Here is a 17,603-nt window from a genome sequence, read left to right on the forward strand (position 1 = left end):
ACAATACTGCTGAGCAGTTTAAGTTAATACCCAGCCTTAGATTCGGTTTTGGTATTTCCAACGACAGTGGCCGCTCTTATTGGTCTAGCGTCGAATTTTCTTTACCTATTTACTTTGCGCGGCCAATACGAATACGACAATGGTGTATATTTATATGGCGCTCCGAGTGTAGGCACCTACAACCTGAGTGTTAACGACACCAGTGACAGCAGTAACAAATTTGGTTTTGGCGCTGGCATTGGTTTTAAAGCCAACGATGCTATGGCTTTTGAATTGAGTTTAGAACGAGTTGATGATGCTGACCTCATCAGCGCCGGTGTTAAGTTCGGTTTCTAAAACTCTCAAAAACACTAGCTTATAGCGCGGCACAGCTGCGCTATTGCCCTACCTAATCCACAGCCAAAAAATTTCCATTTTTATGCAATTTTTTATTTGTATTTTGCAAAAATTGCGATAAATTTCGCTTCGCTAACGTGTGCAAAATCAGCCCTTCTGCATTTCTCTGGCCCACCACTTTAGCTTCCAATTAACACTTTGTTTTTATTTACATTTTGGAGATTTAGCGGTTGAACGATTCAGTTGCTTTATTACAGCTGCGTGGGCTGGAAAAGTCTTACGCTGGGCACTCGATCCTGTCTGGCTTCGATTTAACTATTTTTGATGGTGAATTTTTTACTTTATTAGGCCCGTCTGGTTGTGGCAAAACCACTATTTTGAACATGATCGCTGGCATGGAAATGCCTGATGCGGGCAGCATAGTATTACTGGGTAATGATATCAGCCAAGTGCCCGCCGAAAAACGCCCAATCAATACTGTATTCCAAAGTTACGCACTATTCCCGCATATGACGGTATTCGACAATGTTGCATTCGGTTTGCGTATGCAAGGTGTGGAGAAAAAACAAATTAAACCACGTGTGCTTGAAGCACTAGAAATGGTGCAACTCGCCCATTTAGCCGATAGAAAACCTGCACAATTGTCTGGCGGTCAGCAGCAACGTGTGGCTATTGCCCGTGCTGTAGTTAATCAACCTAAGGTATTGTTATTAGACGAGTCTTTATCTGCGCTTGATTATAAATTGCGTCAGCAAATGCAGTTAGAGCTTAAGCGTTTACAACGCAAACTCGGCATTACTTTTATTTATGTAACACACGACCAAGAAGAAGCTTTATCTATGTCTGATCGCATTTTAGTTATGCATCAAGGCAAAGTTCAGCAACTTGGCACACCGAGACAAATTTACGAAAACCCAGCCAACCTGTTTGTCGCGCGCTTTATTGGTGAGATAAATCAACTCGACGGTGAAATTGTTAGTGTTGATGGTGACCACACATACGATGTTAAAGTCGAAGGTTTGCAATGGACATTAAAAGCACAGCATAACTTCACTGCCGGTGACAAGGTGCATGTTTTGTTGCGCCCTGAAGATTTACGCGTTGAATATATTGATGATTTTCATGCTAGCCAGTACCTAGTCGGCACTGTGGTTGAGCGTAACTACAAAGGCAAAACCTTAGATTCATTAATTCGTTTAGGCTCAGGTATAGAGGTACTTGCCAGTGAGTTTTTCAACGAAGATGATCCATCATTTGATTACAGGCCAAATCAAAAAGTCGCATTAAAATGGGTGCCCGGCTGGGAAGTGGTTATGCCAGCTGAAAAAAGTGAAGCTGCAGCATGAAGCTGAATAACTTCACCTTCAACTGCGGCATCTTTAAATGCCTTGCTATTGGTTTAGCCAGTTTATGGTTAACCTTGTTTGTGTTTTTTCCAAGTGTATTGGTGATGATCACCAGTTTTTTAACTCGTGATCCACAAAACACAGTCGCACTACCAGTTAATATCGCTAACTACCAAAAAGCCTTTGATCCTCTGTATCTACAAGTGTTTCTCGACTCACTGACTATGTCGATACTGGCGACTATCTGCTGTTTGTTAATCGCATATCCGTTTGCTTTAGCAATCAGTAAGTTAGATAAACGCTGGCAAGCAATTGCGTTATTTTTGATGATAGTGCCATTTTGGACCAACTCGCTAGTGCGGACCTATGCCATTCAATTTATTTTGGGTAAACAGGGGTTAATCAACAAAGCTTTATTAGCGCTGGATGTGATTGATAAACCTTTACAACTTATGTACACCCAAGGCGCTGTGATAATTGGCCTATGTTATATCTTGCTGCCCTTTATGGTGTTGCCGCTGTTTTCATCTCTTGAAAAACTCGACAGCAAATTAGAGTTAGCTGCTCAAGATTTAGGTGCAAATGCATGGCAAAGGTTTTGGCACATCACTATTCCGCTAACTATGCCTGGCATAGTCGCAGGTTGTTTAATGGTGTTATTACCTTCAATGGGCATGTATTACATAGCTGATTTATTGGGTGGTGCGAAAAATTTATTGCTCGGCAATGTGATTAAAACCCAGTTTTTAAATACGCGTGATTGGCCATTCGGCTCTGCCTTTAGCGTATTACTTATGTTGTTATTAGCCTTTATGTTGTGGCTGTATTTTAGAGCGGCGAAGTTTGCCAACAAACAAGGAGGTTTAGGTGATGCGAATTTTTAGTAAATTGTATATCGCGCTCATTTTAAGCCTAATTTATCTACCTATGTTTGTGTTGGTGATCAACTCATTTAACCAATCTAAATACGGGGTTAAATGGGGGGGCTTTACTACCAGCTGGTATACAAAACTATTTAATAACGATGGATTAATTCAAGCTGCGCTTAATTCGTTAACTGTGTCAGTAATTGCAGCGACAGCCGCAACTGTAATTGGCACATTAGCCGCGGTTGCTTTGCATAGGTATCAATTTAAGGGCAAAGCTTTGTTGTCGTCTATGGTGTTTGTTGCCATGTTAACGCCTGAAATAGTTATGGCGATTGCACTGCTAATTGTTTTTATCAGCTTAGGTATCACTTTAGGTTTTGTCTCTCTGGTCATCGCACATATTACCTTTTGTTTACCTTTCGTCATTGTGGCTGTGTACGCGCGCCTTAAAGAATTTGATATGCGTATGCTCAATGCCGCGAAAGATTTAGGTGCAAGTGAGCTACGTATATTTATTGAAATTATCCTGCCATTAATTTTACCTGCGGTGATTTCTGGTTGGTTACTAAGTTTTACCCTGTCGCTAGACGATGTGATAGTCAGCGCATTTGTCACAGGGCCGGGCTATGAAATATTGCCGTTAAAGGTGTATTCCATGGTGAAAGTGGGTGTTTCACCCGAAGTTAACGCCATTTCAACGCTACTGTTGGTGGTGTCACTGACTATTGTCATTATTTCTCAACTACTTATTCGTAAGGATAAAACCCAATGAAAAAATTACTTTCAGTAATGATGGCAGCAGTTATCGGTGCAACTGGTTGCTCTGAAAAACCGGCTTCTGAACAAACTGCAGCTGCTAAAGCTAAACCACAAGAAAAAGTGGTTATTTACAACTGGACTGAATACATTCCGGCAGATGTATTGGCTCAATTTACCGAGGAAACAGGCATTGAAGTTGAGTATGCTACATACGAAAGCAACGAAGCTATGTATGCCAAAATCAAGTTGTTAAAGGGTGAAGGTTACGACATCGCTGTGCCTTCTACTTTTTACGTGGAAAAAATGCGTAAAGAAGGTTTATTACAGCCAATTCAAACAGCTAAGTTAAGCAACTATGCAAACTTAGATGAAAACATGTTGAACAAAGATTATGACCCAAATAATCAATTCAGTATCCCTTATTTATGGGGTAGCACAGCGATTGCTGTAAACAGTGAAGTAATAGACCCTACGTTAATTACCAGCTGGCAAGATTTATGGCGCCCAGAGGTAGCTGGCGAATTAATGTTAATGGACGACGTTCGTGACATTATGGGTGTTGGTTTAGCCGTTAAAGGTTTTGATGATAACACCACTAACGAAGCTGAAATTGAAGCAGCTTATATGGCGTTACAATCGTTGTGGTCAGGCGTGAAAATGATCAACTCTGATTCACCAAAAACCCCATTAATTCAAGGTAACGTAAATATTGGTGTTATGTGGAATGGCGAAGCTTATATGGCACAGCAAGAAATGCCGAGCATTGAGTTTATTTACCCATCAGAAGGTGCAATTGTTTGGGTAGACAGCTTTGTTATTCCTAAAGGTGCAACAAATGTTGAAAACGCGCATAAATTTATCGACTTTATGTTACGCGCACAAAGCGCTAAAGCCGCTATTGAAGAGTTAGGTTATGCTGCACCAAACAAAGCAGCTATGGAATTGTTAGCACCTGAGTTACGTGACAATAAGATCATCTTCCCTGATGCGGAAGATATTCAAAAAGGTCGTATTCACAAAGATTTAGGTGAATCAATTTTAGTATTTGAAAAATACTGGGAAAAATTAAAAGCGGGTGTTTAATTCTTACGTTGCTAAAAGCAGCACTAGTGCCTGATGAAGATGGGAATTGTGAGCAAGTGAACCAACCTTGAATTGCATGGATGCAATTCGAGAGCGCTCAGGGATGACTTGCAGCGTTTGGTGAACTGTTCACGATTTTCAGCTGATTTGCACCGTTAACTTGTGCCCTATAAGTCGAAGTCAAATGGGGTATTACCCACAAAAACGCTTCAAGGCTGTCCCTAGCTCGCTCGCACAAGATATCCCTCTCTTGTGAAGTTTTGTTCGCAACACACCCATTTACCTTCTCAGCTATTGTGTCGCGGCACTGTTTTAGGCGGCTTAAAGTTACTAACACAACCAAAATGTCTAAAAACAATCCTAATCAGCTTGACCTTCTTTGCCACAAACCTTGCTGCATTTGTAAATTATCTGTAAACCTCTATCCGCGCTAATATGCAATGCACAATTTCAATGATATAAATCGCACCAATAACCAAGCGCGATCACATCAATTCTGGTTAGATTTTTAATACCACACAAATAGGTAAATCTAATGAAAAAAGTAATTTCTAGTTTAATCGTGTTAACCGCTTTATTTGGCCAAACAGCTTTTGCTGGTGAAAAAATTAGCAAAGAAGAACGTCAGGCTTTATCAAAAGAATGCCGTGCTGAACTAAAAGCGGCAGGTACAGATTTAACCGATAAAGAAGCAGTCAAAACTTTGGTTAAAGAATGTGTCAAAGGCAAAATTAAAGCGAAAAGCTAACAAATAACTAAACCAGATTTCTACAGTCAAATTGCATTGGTGTAATTTGACTGTTTACTTACCATTTTCCAGCCAATTCGAAATTACAATTAAAACCTCCAACATCAACTGACAAATTTGCTGCAAAAAGCAACTATTTCTTGTCTGAGGGCCGATTGTATGCTATTTATACGCCCCTAAATGCAAATCGTCTCTTTTGCAGGTATCGAATTAAGATGAATTTCCGAATTATGATTAAATTAGTCGTCGTCAGCGTGGTGGTGCTTCTCACTTCACCGCGGGGGTATGACTCGGTTTAATTATAATTAACCAGACTAACATAAACCCTCGCGTCGCAAGACTCGGGGGTTTTTTGTTTTAGTCGTTATTAAAAGATAAAGGGTAAGTTATGACCGGCGCTGAACTGGTTTTAAAAGTTTTACAACAACATGGCGTTAAGCACATTTTTGGTTACCCAGGTGGTGCCATCATGCCAATTTATGACGCTTTGTACGACTCAGACGTACAACACTTCTTATGTCGTCACGAACAAGGTGCGGCATTCTCAGCTATTGGTTATGCACGCTCTACCGGTAAAGTTGGTGTCTGTATGGCAACTTCAGGCCCAGGCGCAACTAACCTAGTAACAGGTTTAGCTGATGCTATGATGGACTCAGTCCCTGTTGTCGCTATTACAGGTCAGGTATTCAGCAGCCTGATCGGCACTGATGCATTCCAAGAAATGGATGTTTTAGGCATGTCTTTGTCTATTACTAAACACAGCTTTTTAGTGCAAAGTTTAGATGAGCTAGCTGATGTATTACATCAGGCGTTTGAATTAGCTCAGTCTGGCCGTCCGGGTCCTGTGTTAGTTGATATCCCTAAAGACATTCAAATTGGCAGTGTTGATTTTGAACCTTACCCAATTAATGACAAAAAATTCCCTGCAATCGACCAAGATGCAGTCACTGCAGCACGCGATTTAATTGGCGCTGCGAAAAAACCACTATTCTACATAGGTGGTGGTGTTGGTTTAGCCGACGCAATTGACGAGTTACAAGACGTTTTGGAATATAGCCAAATTCCAGCAATTTCTACCTTGAAAGCTTTAGGTACAGTACCGGGTGATTATGCTTACAACCTAGGTTTTGTCGGTATGCATGGTAATCAAGCTGCCAATTTAGCTGTACAAGAATGTGATTTGTTAATTTGTACCGGTGCGCGTTTTGATGACAGGGTAACAGGTAAGTTAGATACCTTTGCGCCGAATGCGAAAGTTATTCACTTAGATATAGATCCGGCAGAAATCAGCAAATTGCGTACCGCAGATGTAGCGATTTTGGGTGATTTCAAACAAATTTTGCCGCAGTTAAAAGTTGCACCACATACACCAGAATGGTTAGAGCGCGTTGGCGGTTTAATCACTGAATTTGCTTGGCGTTACGACTACCCAGGCGAAAATATTTATGCGCCAAAATTGTTAAATCAATTAAGCAAAGCATTACCAGAAGATCACGTAGTTAGCTGTGATGTTGGCCAACACCAAATGTGGGTTGCACAACATATGCTATTTAGCTCACCACGTAATCACTTATCAAGTGGTGGTGCTGGTACTATGGGCTTTGGTTTGCCATCAGCAATTGGTGCACAAGTAGCGCGCCCTGATGCAACTTCAGTCGTAGTATCAGGTGACGGTTCATTTATGATGAACGTACAAGAATTAGGTACAATTAAACGCTTTAGCTTGCCAGTTAAAATTGTTCTATTAGACAACCAGCGTTTAGGCATGGTTAAACAGTGGCAAGAATTATTTTTTGAAGAGCGTTACTCAGAAACAAATTTAAGCGATAATCCCGACTTTATTACGCTTGCGAAGGCTTTTGACATACCAGCCATCAGCATAAGCAAAGCAGATGAAATTGACCAAGCAGTTGAACAATTTGTTCAAAGCAAAGGGCCAATTTTATTACATGTACAAATTGACGATAAAGACAACGTTTGGCCGTTAGTTCCGCCAGGTAAAGCAAACCACGACATGATAGAGGGCAACTAAGATGACACATACCATTAATTTGATCGCACAATCTCGACCAGAAACAATGGAACGTGTATTGCGAGTCGTCCGCCACCGTGGTTTTGCACTAAACGCTGTTGAAATGAAAAATTGCGATAAAAACAATACAGTCAATATTCAATTAACTGTATCGGGCGAGCGCCCTATCAGCAATTTAGAACATCAATTGAAAAAATTATACGATGTGACTGAGTTAGAATTAAACTCTGCACTTTCACAATCAGCCGTAGCAATGAATGCATAATTTTCAGGACATTAACAATGAGTAAATCTAATTATCCAGAACTAATTTGGTACAATGGCAAGGTTATTCCATGGCAAGAAGCAACAGTGCATATTGTTTGTCATGCAATTCATTACGGTTCATCAGTATTTGAAGGTGTGCGTTGTTACGACACGCCAAAAGGCCCAGCTATTTTCCGCTTAAAAGAACATACACGTCGTTTGTTCGATTCAGCTAAAATCTACCGCTTTGAAATTCCTTTCACCCAAGAAGAAATCAATCAAGGCTGTAAAGACATCATCAAAGAAAACGGCTTAAAAAGTGCTTATTTGCGTCCGTTCGCATTTATGGGTGCACACGGTTTAGGTTTAAACCCACCAAAAATGCCATTAGAAACTTCTATTATGGCGTTAAACTGGGGCTCATATTTAGGTGACGAAAGTTTAGAAAGTGGTGTTGATGCTGCGATTACCTCATGGAATCGTTTAGCACCTAACACTATGCCAACTGGCGCAAAAGCTGGTGGTAACTACTTATCTTCAATTTTAATCACCACTGAAGCAAAACGTCATGGTTATGTTGAAGGCATAGGTTTAGACCAAAACGGTTGTATCTCTGAAGGTGCGGGCGAAAACATCTTCGTAGTACGTGATGGCGTAATCTGCACACCACCATTAACCAGTGGTATTTTGCCAGGTATTACCCGTAATACCTTAATCACCTTAGCGGCTGAATTTGGTTACACAGTACGTGAACAAGCGATTCCGCGTGAAGCGCTATACTTAGCAGATGAAGTATTTATGTGTGGTACTGCGGCTGAAGTTGTACCTGTACGCAGCGTAGACCAAATTACTGTGGGCAACGGTAAACGTGGTCCAATTACTGAAAAGATTCAAAAAGCTTACTTCGACCTAGTCAAAGGTGTAGGCGATGACAAGTGGGGTTGGTTAGATTACGTAAACGAATAAGCGTTTATTTACAGTCAAGTTAACCCACTTATCAAGCAGGCTACTCGCCTGCTTTTGCATATATAAATTGAATAGAATTTGTTGTGTTGGCAATTAACCAACTCAACCCACCCAACCAAAAATGGGAGACAGAACAATGCCAAAATTAAGATCAGCCACTACAACCCAAGGCCGTAATATGGCGGGTGCACGAGCGTTATGGCGCGCGACCGGCATGAAAGATGAAGATTTCAACAAACCAATTATCGCAGTAGCTAACTCATTTACTCAATTTGTCCCAGGTCACGTACATTTAAAAGATATGGGTCAATTAGTTGCACGTAGCATTGAAGCAGCAGGTGGTGTTGCTAAAGAATTTAATACCATTGCGGTAGACGATGGTATCGCTATGGGTCACGGTGGTATGTTATACAGCTTGCCATCACGCGACTTAATTGCCGACTCAGTTGAATACATGGTTAACGCCCACTGTGCTGACGCAATTGTGTGTATTTCCAACTGTGACAAAATCACCCCGGGCATGTTAATGGCGGCTATGCGCTTAAACATTCCAGTGATCTTTGTATCAGGTGGCCCAATGGAAGCAGGTAAAACTAAGCTTTCAGATCAAATCATCAAACTAGATTTAGTTGATGCCATGATCCAAGGTGCTGATCCTACTGTTTCTGATGAACAAAGTGATGAAGTTGAACGCTCAGCATGTCCAACTTGTGGTTCGTGCTCTGGTATGTTCACCGCCAACTCAATGAACTGTTTAACTGAAGCTTTAGGTTTATCCTTGCCAGGTAATGGTTCAATGTTGGCAACTCATGCTGATCGTGAACGTTTATTTAAACAAGCAGGTTCACGCATTGTTGAGTTATGTGAGCAATATTACAAAAACGATGATGATTCAATTTTGCCACGCAATATCGCAACTTTCGAAGCGTTTGAAAATGCCATAGCCTTAGATATTGCTATGGGTGGTTCAACCAATACAGTTTTACACCTATTGGCAGCAGCGCAAGAAGGTGATGTTAACTTTACTATGGCCGACATAGACCGTATGTCACGCAAAGTACCTAACTTAAGTAAAGTTGCACCAGCAACACAAAAATACCATATGGAAGACGTGCACCGTGCAGGTGGTGTAATTGGTTTATTAGGTGAATTAAACCGTGCAGGTTTACTTCATGCTGATACTAACCACGTTTTAGGTGGCAAGTTAGCAGACGTTCTAGCTAAGTGGGACATTATGGTAACCGAAGACGAAGCGGTTAAAACCTTCTACCAAGCGGGCCCTGCAGGTATTCGTACTACTCAAGCTTTCTCACAAGATTGCCGCTGGCCTTCATTAGATAATGACCGTGAAAACGGTTGTATTCGCAGCAAAGAACACGCGTATAGCCAAGACGGTGGCTTAGCAGTGTTAGACGGTAATATTGCAGTTGACGGTTGTATTGTAAAAACTGCCGGTGTTGACGAAAGCATCTTAAAATTCTCAGGTCCCGCCATTGTATTTGAAAGCCAAGAAGATGCAGTAGACGGCATTTTGGGTGACAAAGTTAAAGCCGGTGACGTGGTAGTAATTCGTTACGAAGGTCCTAAAGGTGGTCCTGGCATGCAAGAAATGTTGTACCCAACTACTTTCTTAAAATCTAAAGGTTTAGGCAAAGCTTGTGCACTAATCACTGATGGTCGTTTCTCTGGTGGTACATCTGGTTTATCAATTGGTCACGTTTCGCCAGAAGCGGCAAGCGGCGGTACTATCGGTTTAGTTAAAGATGGCGACATCATTGAAATTGATATCCCTAACCGTGGTATCTCATTAAAAGTTGGCGAAGCTGAGCTTGCTGAGCGTCGTAAACAACAAGATGCAGTTGGCTGGAAACCTGTTAGCCGTGAGCGCGAAGTTTCTTTCGCATTAAAAACTTTTGCTATGTTTGCAACCAGCGCCGACAAAGGTGCAGTGCGTGATCGCAGCAAATTAGAAGACTAATAAAATGAGTGACAACCAAACTAAACATTTATCTGCGCAGGAATACCTGCGCAAAATCTTAGTCGCCCCTGTATATGACGTGGCCAAAAATACCGACCTCAATTACATGGGTGGGTTGTCGCAACGTGTACACCACGATATTTGGTTAAAACGCGAAGACCAACAACCGGTTAAATCGTTCAAACTTCGTGGTGCTTACAACAAAATTGCCAACCTTAGTGACAATGCCAAAGCACGTGGTGTTATTACCGCATCTGCGGGTAATCATGCCCAAGGTGTCGCGCTTTCAGCTAATCGCATGAAAGTAAAAGCAACCATAGTCATGCCAGAAACTACACCTGATATTAAAGTGGAAGCTGTGCGTAACTTTGGTGGTGAATGGGTTGATATCATTTTAATTGGTCGCAGCTTTGATGTTGCCAGCAACCATGCTCAAGAGCTGGCAAAATCAGAAGGTTATACATATGTACCCCCTTTTGATGATGAAGATGTAATAGCTGGCCAAGGCACAATTGCCAAAGAATTATTTGATGCTAAACGCGACTTAGATGTGGTATTTGTTGCTGTTGGTGGTGGTGGTTTAGCTGCGGGTATCGCTGTTTATTTAAAACAGCTTAAACCTAATATTAAAATTGTTGCAGTTGAATCAGACGAATCAGCTTGTTTAAAAGCAGCAATGGAACAAAACCAACGCGTTATGCTCGACCAAGTTGGTATCTTTGCCGATGGGGTTGCAGTAAAAATTATTGGTGAAGAAACCTTCAGACTATGTCAGCAATATGTTGATGAAATTATCACAGTTAACAGTGATGAAATATGCGCGGCAATTAAAGATATTTTTGATGATACTCGTGCAATTGCTGAACCTGCAGGGGCACTATCGGTTGCCGGTATTAAAAAGTGGTTAGCAGCCAATAAACCAACTGAAAAACTGCAATTTGCCGGCATTTTATGTGGCGCAAATATTAACTTCCACACACTTAGATATGTGTCTGAGCGCGCTGAGTTAGGTGAGAAAAAAGAAGCCATAATTGCTGCGACTATCCCAGAAGAAAAAGGCGCATTCCGTAAGTTCTGTGAAATTTTAGGTGGCCGCGCCATTACTGAATTTAACTACAGATACGCACCAAGCACAGCTGCACATATTTATGTGGGGTTAAAACTGCGCCGTGGTGAAGACGAGCTGCAAGAAGTATTAGCTGAGCTTAAACAAAACAATATAGATTGGTTTGATTTATCTGATAACGAAGTAGCTAAACAACATGTCCGCCATATGGTGGGGGGTCGCGCACCTGAGTTAACCAATGAAAGATTGTTTAGTTTTGATTTCCCTGAATATCCGGGCGCGTTACTCAACTTCTTACAAACATTAGGTCAGCGCTGGAACATCACTCTATTCCACTACCGCAACCACAGCGCCGCCAGTGGTATGGTGTTAGCGGGTTTTGATGTAAATGAAACCGAACTTGCAGAGTTCACCAGCCACTTGGATAAAATTGGTTATCGCTATAACGACCAAACCAACAATCCAGCGTATAAGTTCTTTTTGAAGAGTTAATTTAATTGCTGATTAGTGGTTATTTGGGTTTATTATCTTTTCAGGGTCAGCTCTAGACCCTGATTAAAATTCAGCCAAAAAACTGCGCTAATCTTTTGTTTTATTCCAGATTATCTTCTATCCTAAAAGGGAAAGGGTTATATGGATCAAGGATAAGATGACCGCACTTCCACTCAAAACCATAGCGAGAACCTTACATAGTTGGCAACAGCGTCTTGCTATTACTATTTCCATTTTTGTGATCTTTTTCGCCACTGTTTGGTGTTTTACCATATCGCAGAGCGCCAAACTGCATAGTGATGAACTTATAACCAGTGTGCTGCAGTCACAGCCCAACATCAAATTAGCTCAACTACCTAAATATCTAACTGCGAATAACTCGATTGTTGCGGTAACAAATGGGCAGAAACAACAGCAGATAAATATTCGCCCCAATGTCTGGTTAAATTGGACAGGGACAACCAAAGCTTACCAATTAAAAGACAACAGTCAATTTCAAGTTAAATACCTTATTTTGAGTGGCAAACACATCATTTTATTGGTCACTATAACCTGCTTATTCTGGCTAGTTGCATTATTACTAGCTTGGGCTGTCGGCAAAAATATCGAACATAAACTTTATCACACAGAACGCAAAGCTCGACGTTTATTCCAGAGTAATCGCAACCAGAACAACCTTAAACACCCTGATTTATTTGAAGTGTTAAACGTACTACTTGAGGAACTCGCGATAGCTCGGACAGAACAAAATAGAGTCGATAAATTTATTCGTGCACAAACCTTTTTAGATCCAGATCTGGGAATTGGCAATAGAGTATTCTTCGAAAACCGCCTTGAAGCTTTGTTAAACGTAGAAGAGCAGGTCGAGCAAGGGTTTGTGATTGGTTTAAGAATCGAAGAGCTAGAGCAACTGCTAGAACGCAATAAAAAAGCAGCGAATGATATGCTCGGCCAATTCACGCAAATTTTAGAACAAAGTTTAAAGCGCCATCCGTCAGCATTGTTGGCAAGATATTCAGATCGCGACTTTGCTATCTTACTGACTAATGTGTCGGTCAAAGATATCGAGCTGCTATGTAAACATTTATTAAAAGCTCTATTGCATGTGCGTGTGCCACCACCACTTGATCCAGAAAGTTTATACCATATGGGCGTCGCAAGTTTTCGCTCAGGTGACCAGCTTACGCAAGTATTACTCGAAGCCGACATGGCGATTCGCGCTGCACAATTGCAAGGTGGCATCAACTGGTTTATGTACCAAGAACAAGATAAGGTAAAAACTGTCGCTATGGGCTCTTTGCAATGGCGCACGCTATTGGAGCGAACCTTAATGCAAAACGGATTCATCTTGTATTTTCAGTCGGTGATGCAGCAGTCCCCGCGACAAGTTCATCATCAAGAGGTGCTGGTCAGGCTAAAAGACAATGACGGTAAAATTCTCAAAGCCAGCTTGTTTATGCCAATGGCGCAAAAATGTGGATTAATAATTCAAATTGATAAACAAGTGGTGCTAAAACTCTTTCGTTTATTTGAACAAGATACCAGCAGCCAAGCGCGATACAGCATCAATCTTTCGCAAGAAGCGCTACTCAACGCCGAGTTTAAACAATGGTTTATCAACGAGCTAACGCAGCAGCCCAAACAAGCTCAGCGTTTGATTGTCGAAATATCTGAATACGCTATTGTCGAATATTCAGAAGATTTAACACTGTTTCTGCAACAACTGGATAAACTGCATGTCTCTATTTTGGTTGATCAAGTGGGTCAATATGTTTTGAGTTCGGGATATATAAAACATCATCCAATCTCTTATTTGAAACTGCACAGTAGCATAGTGCGCAATATCCAAAGTAAAAGTGAAAACCAATTATTTATCCGTAGTTTACAAGGTACTTGCGCTGACACTTCAGTCAAAATATTTGCTTTTGGTTTAGAAACTGAAGCTGAGTGGCAAACATTAAAACAACTGGATTTAGCCGGTGCGCAAGGGCAGTATTTTAATCTCCCTGAGGCAGGCCTATCTTTGTCAAATAGTCACTAGTCACTTTGTTTTGTTGTAACAAACCACGCCAGCCTTGCAGTCCACCTGTATGCAGTAATAACACTTTGCTACCAGCTCTAAAATAGTTTTGTGTGATTAGCTGATTAAATCCTAACCACATTTTACTGGTATAAATAGGGTCTAAAGTAATGCCGTGTTGCTGATAAACTTCGACAACCAGCTGCAATATTTGCTTAGGCACTTTACCAAAGCCACCGGCATGAAATTCAGTCAATAAATGCCAGTTTTTATTCTTAATTGACGGCCCAACTAACTCCATCACACGTTGACGTAAATAGTTCGCTTGTTTTAGTGCTGCAATGCCAACAATGGTTTGTTTGTTATCCGATGCTTTTATCAATCCAGCTAAAGTTGTCGCTGAGCCCACTGGACACAGAATATAATCAAACTCATGCTGTTGTTCAGACAAAATTTCAGCAACGCCGGTTAGTGCAACTTGAGCACATCCACCTTCAGGGATGAATAAAGTCTGCTCTGGATACGCTTGTAACAACTCTTTTTTGAAATCTGCATCATCTTTGCGTCTATAGGTTGCGCGGTCAACAAAGTGCAATTGCGCTTTGTTATGCAAACAGTCTGCAATTGTTGGGCTTAAACGCTCTGGCCTGTCTAACCAAGCTTGTTCACCTCGAACATAAATGCTTAGTGGTATTTGATAGTTCGCGGCAACAAAACTCAGCGCATGAATATGGTTGCTATAAGCACCACCAAAACTGACAATATGTTGCGGTAAATCGCCTGTAAAAAAATATTTAAGTTTGCGCCATTTATTGCCACTAACAATTGGATGTACAAGTTCGTCGCGTTTAACAAATACCTCAAGCCCTGCACCTGTAAACAATTGACTAGTAATTTTGCTGATTGGAGAAGGTATGGTAAACATTAAAGTTGGAAAATAACGAATCTTAGTTGATAATTAAGTAACTGATTTTACTAAACCGTCAGGCTGTAACCTTGTGTTGAACGGATAGTATACCCCAGATAAAAGTGACCCATGCTTAGTCTAAAAACAATATTACAGAAATTCAGTAAAAACAAAAACAGCCTTTATTACGCATCTTTAATGATGACCAGTACAGCTGCCTATCTGTTAGTGTATAAAAAAGGGCAAAAAAATCCTATCCACACCGCAGAACAAAGCCTTGATGGCTCTGAAGACTGGCTCAATTGCATAACCCAGATTTTAGATAGCACACCTCTGCTAAAACAAGCATCACTCAATGTTGTTTTACCCGGCTCTCAATATCAACTTTTTGTCGCCGACAAACCAGATGTTGCAGAAAGTGAGATGGCGGCAGCAATAAAATACGCAGCAGCAGACTATATCAACAGCCCGTTAGATGAAGTAATTACTGAATATTTTGATATTCCTGTGCAGCAGCACGGCCAAAACAAAATCAACTTAGTGGTTGCCAATAAAAATTTTGTTTTGATGGTGGCTAAAGTATGCCGTCAAAAATGTCATCTGCTTAAGCGCATCACTATAGACGAACTCGCATATGAAGACCTATTTTTGCAAGACCACGAAGCATCGTTATTAGTTGTCCATCATCCAAACGAACAGTTATTAGTGCAAATTGTTAAAGAAGGGGAAATTTATTTCTTCCGCCGTATTCGTGGTTATGACAAGTTAGATACCTTCGCTGAATTAGAAATAAAACATGGTGCGGCAGATGGGTTAAGTTTAGAAATTCAACGCTCTCTCGATTATTTTGAAAGCCAATTGCGCCAAGCCCCGGTAAAACGCATTTATATTTCAGTGCAAAATAAACATGAAAATCAGCTTATTGAGCAAATAGGCGAAAACTTTGATGTACCTGTTTTGCCATTAAAAAATCGTTTAATTGACGAGTTACCAGAATCAGACAACCACGCCTACTTCCCAGCTGTTGGCGCAGTGCAAGAGCTCTTGTACGAGCACAGCAAATCAGCTCAAGGGGATGCGGTATGAAGCGCGATATCAATTTATACTTAGAAGAGTTTCAGCCTAAGCCAGATCCACTCAGTTTGCCCCGTGTTATGGGTATCTGGTCAGTTTTATTGATTTGCCTAATTGGGTTATCAAGCTGGATAAATAACAAAGCCGCAGTGACAGCTGCTGAACATAAAAAAATTAGCCAAGCAATCAATCAGCAACAAATGTTGGTCACTGAGTTTGAGTCAGCTTTATCTGAGCGCAGCCAAGATCCACAATTAAAAGACACCATAGTCAATTTAAGCCGTGAAATAGCACAAAAAAATGCCGTGCGCCAACTTGTGACTAGCCGCAAACAACACAATTTTAAATTCTCACCACTTATGGCCGATTTAGCTCAATACCATGAGTCGGCTATTTGGTTAGAAAATATCATCTATCAGCAAGAGCAAATCGTTTTGCAAGGTGGTGCAGCCAAAGTGTCAGTTATTCCGCAGTGGCTCGCCGGGTTAAGCCAGTCACAATATTTTGCAGGCAAAACCTTTAAAGATTTAAGCTTAAACGCTTCACAAAACGGTCTGTACACTCAGTTTAGTGTTGCGAGCCAAAAACCTACGGCAAATAGTCAGGGCATAAAACTACAGCCAAGCATTGGCAAGTTGCCTGTAGTGGGGCAATTATGAAACAACAATGGCAACAACTAACAGAAAAATACAGCCAAATCAGTAAACGCGAAAAACTCATGATATGTTTTGGTGTATCTGGTTTATTGATTTATGTTTTTGTTATGTTGTTAATTGAGCCAGCATGGGCAAAACACCGCAAACAACAACAAGAGCTAAACAACCTCAAACAACAAATTATTGCCTTAGAATCAAGCTCGGAAGATTTAAAAAAAGCGCTCCGTGTAGATATAAATTTGCCATTAACCCAACAAATACAGCAGCTAAGCCAAAGATTAAATGATATGGATATGGCACTTGAGCACATATCAGCAGAATTAGTTAATACCGAACAAATGACCCGGTTACTGCAAGATATGCTCAAACAAAGTGATAAAGTTAAGTTAATCAGTTTAACCGCTAAACCCGCAGTCGACTTGATGGCGAATCCAGCACAAACAACCAATAAACAAACAGCTATGCCTGTTAGTTTATACCAACAAAATTTACATTTGGTTATTGAAGGCCAATATCAAGACATCTACCAATTTTTGCAAAACATTGAATCTTTACCTTGGCAGCTCAATTGGCAAAATTTCCATTACCAAGTTAAACAATATCCGACCGGTCAATTAAGTGTTGAAATAGCGACACTGAGTTTAACAGAGGATGTGCTTAAGCTATGAAAATGACAAATTCTTGTTTGCTGAGTTTAGTTACTTTAACAATCAGCTCAGTGTGTTTTGCCTTGCCAACCGACCCAACACGACCAAATTTCAGTTTATTGGGTACAGCACCAACTAGCTCAGCAACAGTTACAAAAAATAATTCAGCGAATCTACAGGCGGTTATGTTCAATAATCAGCAAAAGTTTGCCATTATTAATAACAAGACATATCAAGAAAAACAGTGGCTTAATTCCGAAACTCAAATAGTAAAAATTATGCCAAAAGCCGTTATACTCAATAAAAACGGCGAGCAACAAACTCTCAATCTGAATTCAGTGCAGATTAAAACAGCAAGTAAATTGGACGACCATTAGA

At 40.8% G+C, this 17,603-nt stretch carries 17 protein-coding genes; 16 read left to right on the plus strand and 1 reads right to left on the minus strand.

Annotated features, from left to right (window positions below):
* Positions 1 to 66: 66 nt before the first annotated feature.
* The 12 genes from WSC_RS0103820 to WSC_RS21795 all read left to right on the plus strand — a co-directional run bounded on the left by WSC_RS0103820 (position 67) and on the right by WSC_RS21795 (position 13,962).
* Positions 67 to 336, plus strand: a complete 270-nt coding sequence (locus WSC_RS0103820; RefSeq protein WP_016954582.1) for a hypothetical protein — start codon at positions 67 to 69, stop codon at positions 334 to 336.
* A gap of 230 nt (positions 337 to 566) precedes the next feature.
* Positions 567 to 1,682, plus strand: coding sequence for a spermidine/putrescine ABC transporter ATP-binding protein PotA (potA, locus tag WSC_RS0103830; protein WP_016954584.1), 1,116 nt, complete (start codon positions 567 to 569; stop codon positions 1,680 to 1,682).
* Positions 1,679 to 2,566, plus strand: coding sequence for a spermidine/putrescine ABC transporter permease PotB (gene potB, locus WSC_RS0103835; RefSeq protein WP_016954585.1), 888 nt, complete (start codon positions 1,679 to 1,681; stop codon positions 2,564 to 2,566). Before potA ends, potB begins: the two co-directional genes overlap by 4 nt.
* Complete coding sequence (gene potC, locus WSC_RS0103840; protein ID WP_016954586.1) at positions 2,553 to 3,323, plus strand: spermidine/putrescine ABC transporter permease PotC; 771 nt, start codon at positions 2,553 to 2,555, stop codon at positions 3,321 to 3,323. Before potB ends, potC begins: the two co-directional genes overlap by 14 nt.
* Positions 3,320 to 4,393: an extracellular solute-binding protein gene (locus WSC_RS0103845; RefSeq protein ID WP_016954587.1), complete on the plus strand. Its 1,074-nt coding sequence runs from the start codon at positions 3,320 to 3,322 to the stop codon at positions 4,391 to 4,393. Before potC ends, WSC_RS0103845 begins: the two co-directional genes overlap by 4 nt.
* Positions 4,394 to 4,928: 535 nt before the next feature.
* Positions 4,929 to 5,141 carry a hypothetical protein gene (locus tag WSC_RS0103850; RefSeq protein ID WP_016954588.1) on the plus strand — a complete coding sequence of 71 codons (213 nt, stop codon included), beginning with the start codon at positions 4,929 to 4,931 and terminating at the stop codon, positions 5,139 to 5,141.
* A gap of 388 nt (positions 5,142 to 5,529) precedes the next feature.
* Complete coding sequence (ilvG, locus tag WSC_RS0103855; protein WP_016954589.1) at positions 5,530 to 7,173, plus strand: acetolactate synthase 2 catalytic subunit; 1,644 nt, start codon at positions 5,530 to 5,532, stop codon at positions 7,171 to 7,173.
* A gap of 1 nt (position 7,174) precedes the next feature.
* Positions 7,175 to 7,438 (plus strand): acetolactate synthase 2 small subunit, encoded by a 264-nt coding sequence (ilvM, locus tag WSC_RS0103860; protein ID WP_016954590.1) that lies wholly within the window; start codon positions 7,175 to 7,177, stop codon positions 7,436 to 7,438.
* 17 nt (positions 7,439 to 7,455) lie between these two features.
* A complete protein-coding gene (locus WSC_RS0103865) occupies positions 7,456 to 8,385 on the plus strand; it encodes a branched-chain amino acid transaminase (protein ID WP_016954591.1) in 930 nt (309 codons plus the stop codon).
* A 136-nt stretch (positions 8,386 to 8,521) separates the two neighbouring features.
* Positions 8,522 to 10,363: a dihydroxy-acid dehydratase gene (gene ilvD / locus WSC_RS0103870; RefSeq protein WP_016954592.1), complete on the plus strand. Its 1,842-nt coding sequence runs from the start codon at positions 8,522 to 8,524 to the stop codon at positions 10,361 to 10,363.
* Positions 10,364 to 10,367: 4 nt separating this feature from the next.
* Entirely contained in the window at positions 10,368 to 11,921 is a 1,554-nt protein-coding gene (ilvA, locus tag WSC_RS0103875; RefSeq protein WP_016954593.1) for a threonine ammonia-lyase, biosynthetic, read from the plus strand.
* Positions 11,922 to 12,078: 157 nt separating this feature from the next.
* A complete protein-coding gene (locus WSC_RS21795) occupies positions 12,079 to 13,962 on the plus strand; it encodes an EAL domain-containing protein (RefSeq protein ID WP_016954594.1) in 1,884 nt (627 codons plus the stop codon).
* Here WSC_RS21795 and WSC_RS0103885 read toward each other — a convergent pair.
* Entirely contained in the window at positions 13,919 to 14,866 is a 948-nt protein-coding gene (locus tag WSC_RS0103885; protein WP_016954595.1) for a 1-aminocyclopropane-1-carboxylate deaminase/D-cysteine desulfhydrase, read from the minus strand. The genes WSC_RS21795 and WSC_RS0103885 overlap by 44 nt on opposite strands.
* 111 nt (positions 14,867 to 14,977) lie before the next feature.
* Between WSC_RS0103885 and WSC_RS23915 the strand changes: the two genes are divergently transcribed.
* The 4 genes from WSC_RS23915 to WSC_RS0103905 are packed head-to-tail and all read left to right on the plus strand — an operon-like array spanning position 14,978 to position 17,602.
* On the plus strand, positions 14,978 to 15,934 hold the full coding sequence (locus WSC_RS23915; RefSeq protein ID WP_157447177.1) for a type IV pilus biogenesis protein PilM: 957 nt from the start codon (positions 14,978 to 14,980) through the stop codon (positions 15,932 to 15,934).
* Positions 15,931 to 16,581 carry a PilN domain-containing protein gene (locus WSC_RS0103895; protein ID WP_016954597.1) on the plus strand — a complete coding sequence of 217 codons (651 nt, stop codon included), beginning with the start codon at positions 15,931 to 15,933 and terminating at the stop codon, positions 16,579 to 16,581. Before WSC_RS23915 ends, WSC_RS0103895 begins: the two co-directional genes overlap by 4 nt.
* On the plus strand, positions 16,578 to 17,246 hold the full coding sequence (gene gspM / locus WSC_RS0103900) for a type II secretion system protein GspM (RefSeq protein WP_016954598.1): 669 nt from the start codon (positions 16,578 to 16,580) through the stop codon (positions 17,244 to 17,246). The genes WSC_RS0103895 and gspM overlap by 4 nt, the downstream gene beginning before the upstream one ends.
* Positions 17,243 to 17,602, plus strand: coding sequence for a general secretion pathway protein GspB (locus WSC_RS0103905; RefSeq protein WP_016954599.1), 360 nt, complete (start codon positions 17,243 to 17,245; stop codon positions 17,600 to 17,602). Before gspM ends, WSC_RS0103905 begins: the two co-directional genes overlap by 4 nt.
* The last annotated feature ends 1 nt before the right edge of the window (position 17,603 follow it).

Source organism: Catenovulum agarivorans YM01 (assembly GCF_000281085.1).
Classification (GTDB): domain Bacteria; phylum Pseudomonadota; class Gammaproteobacteria; order Enterobacterales; family Alteromonadaceae; genus Catenovulum; species Catenovulum agarivorans.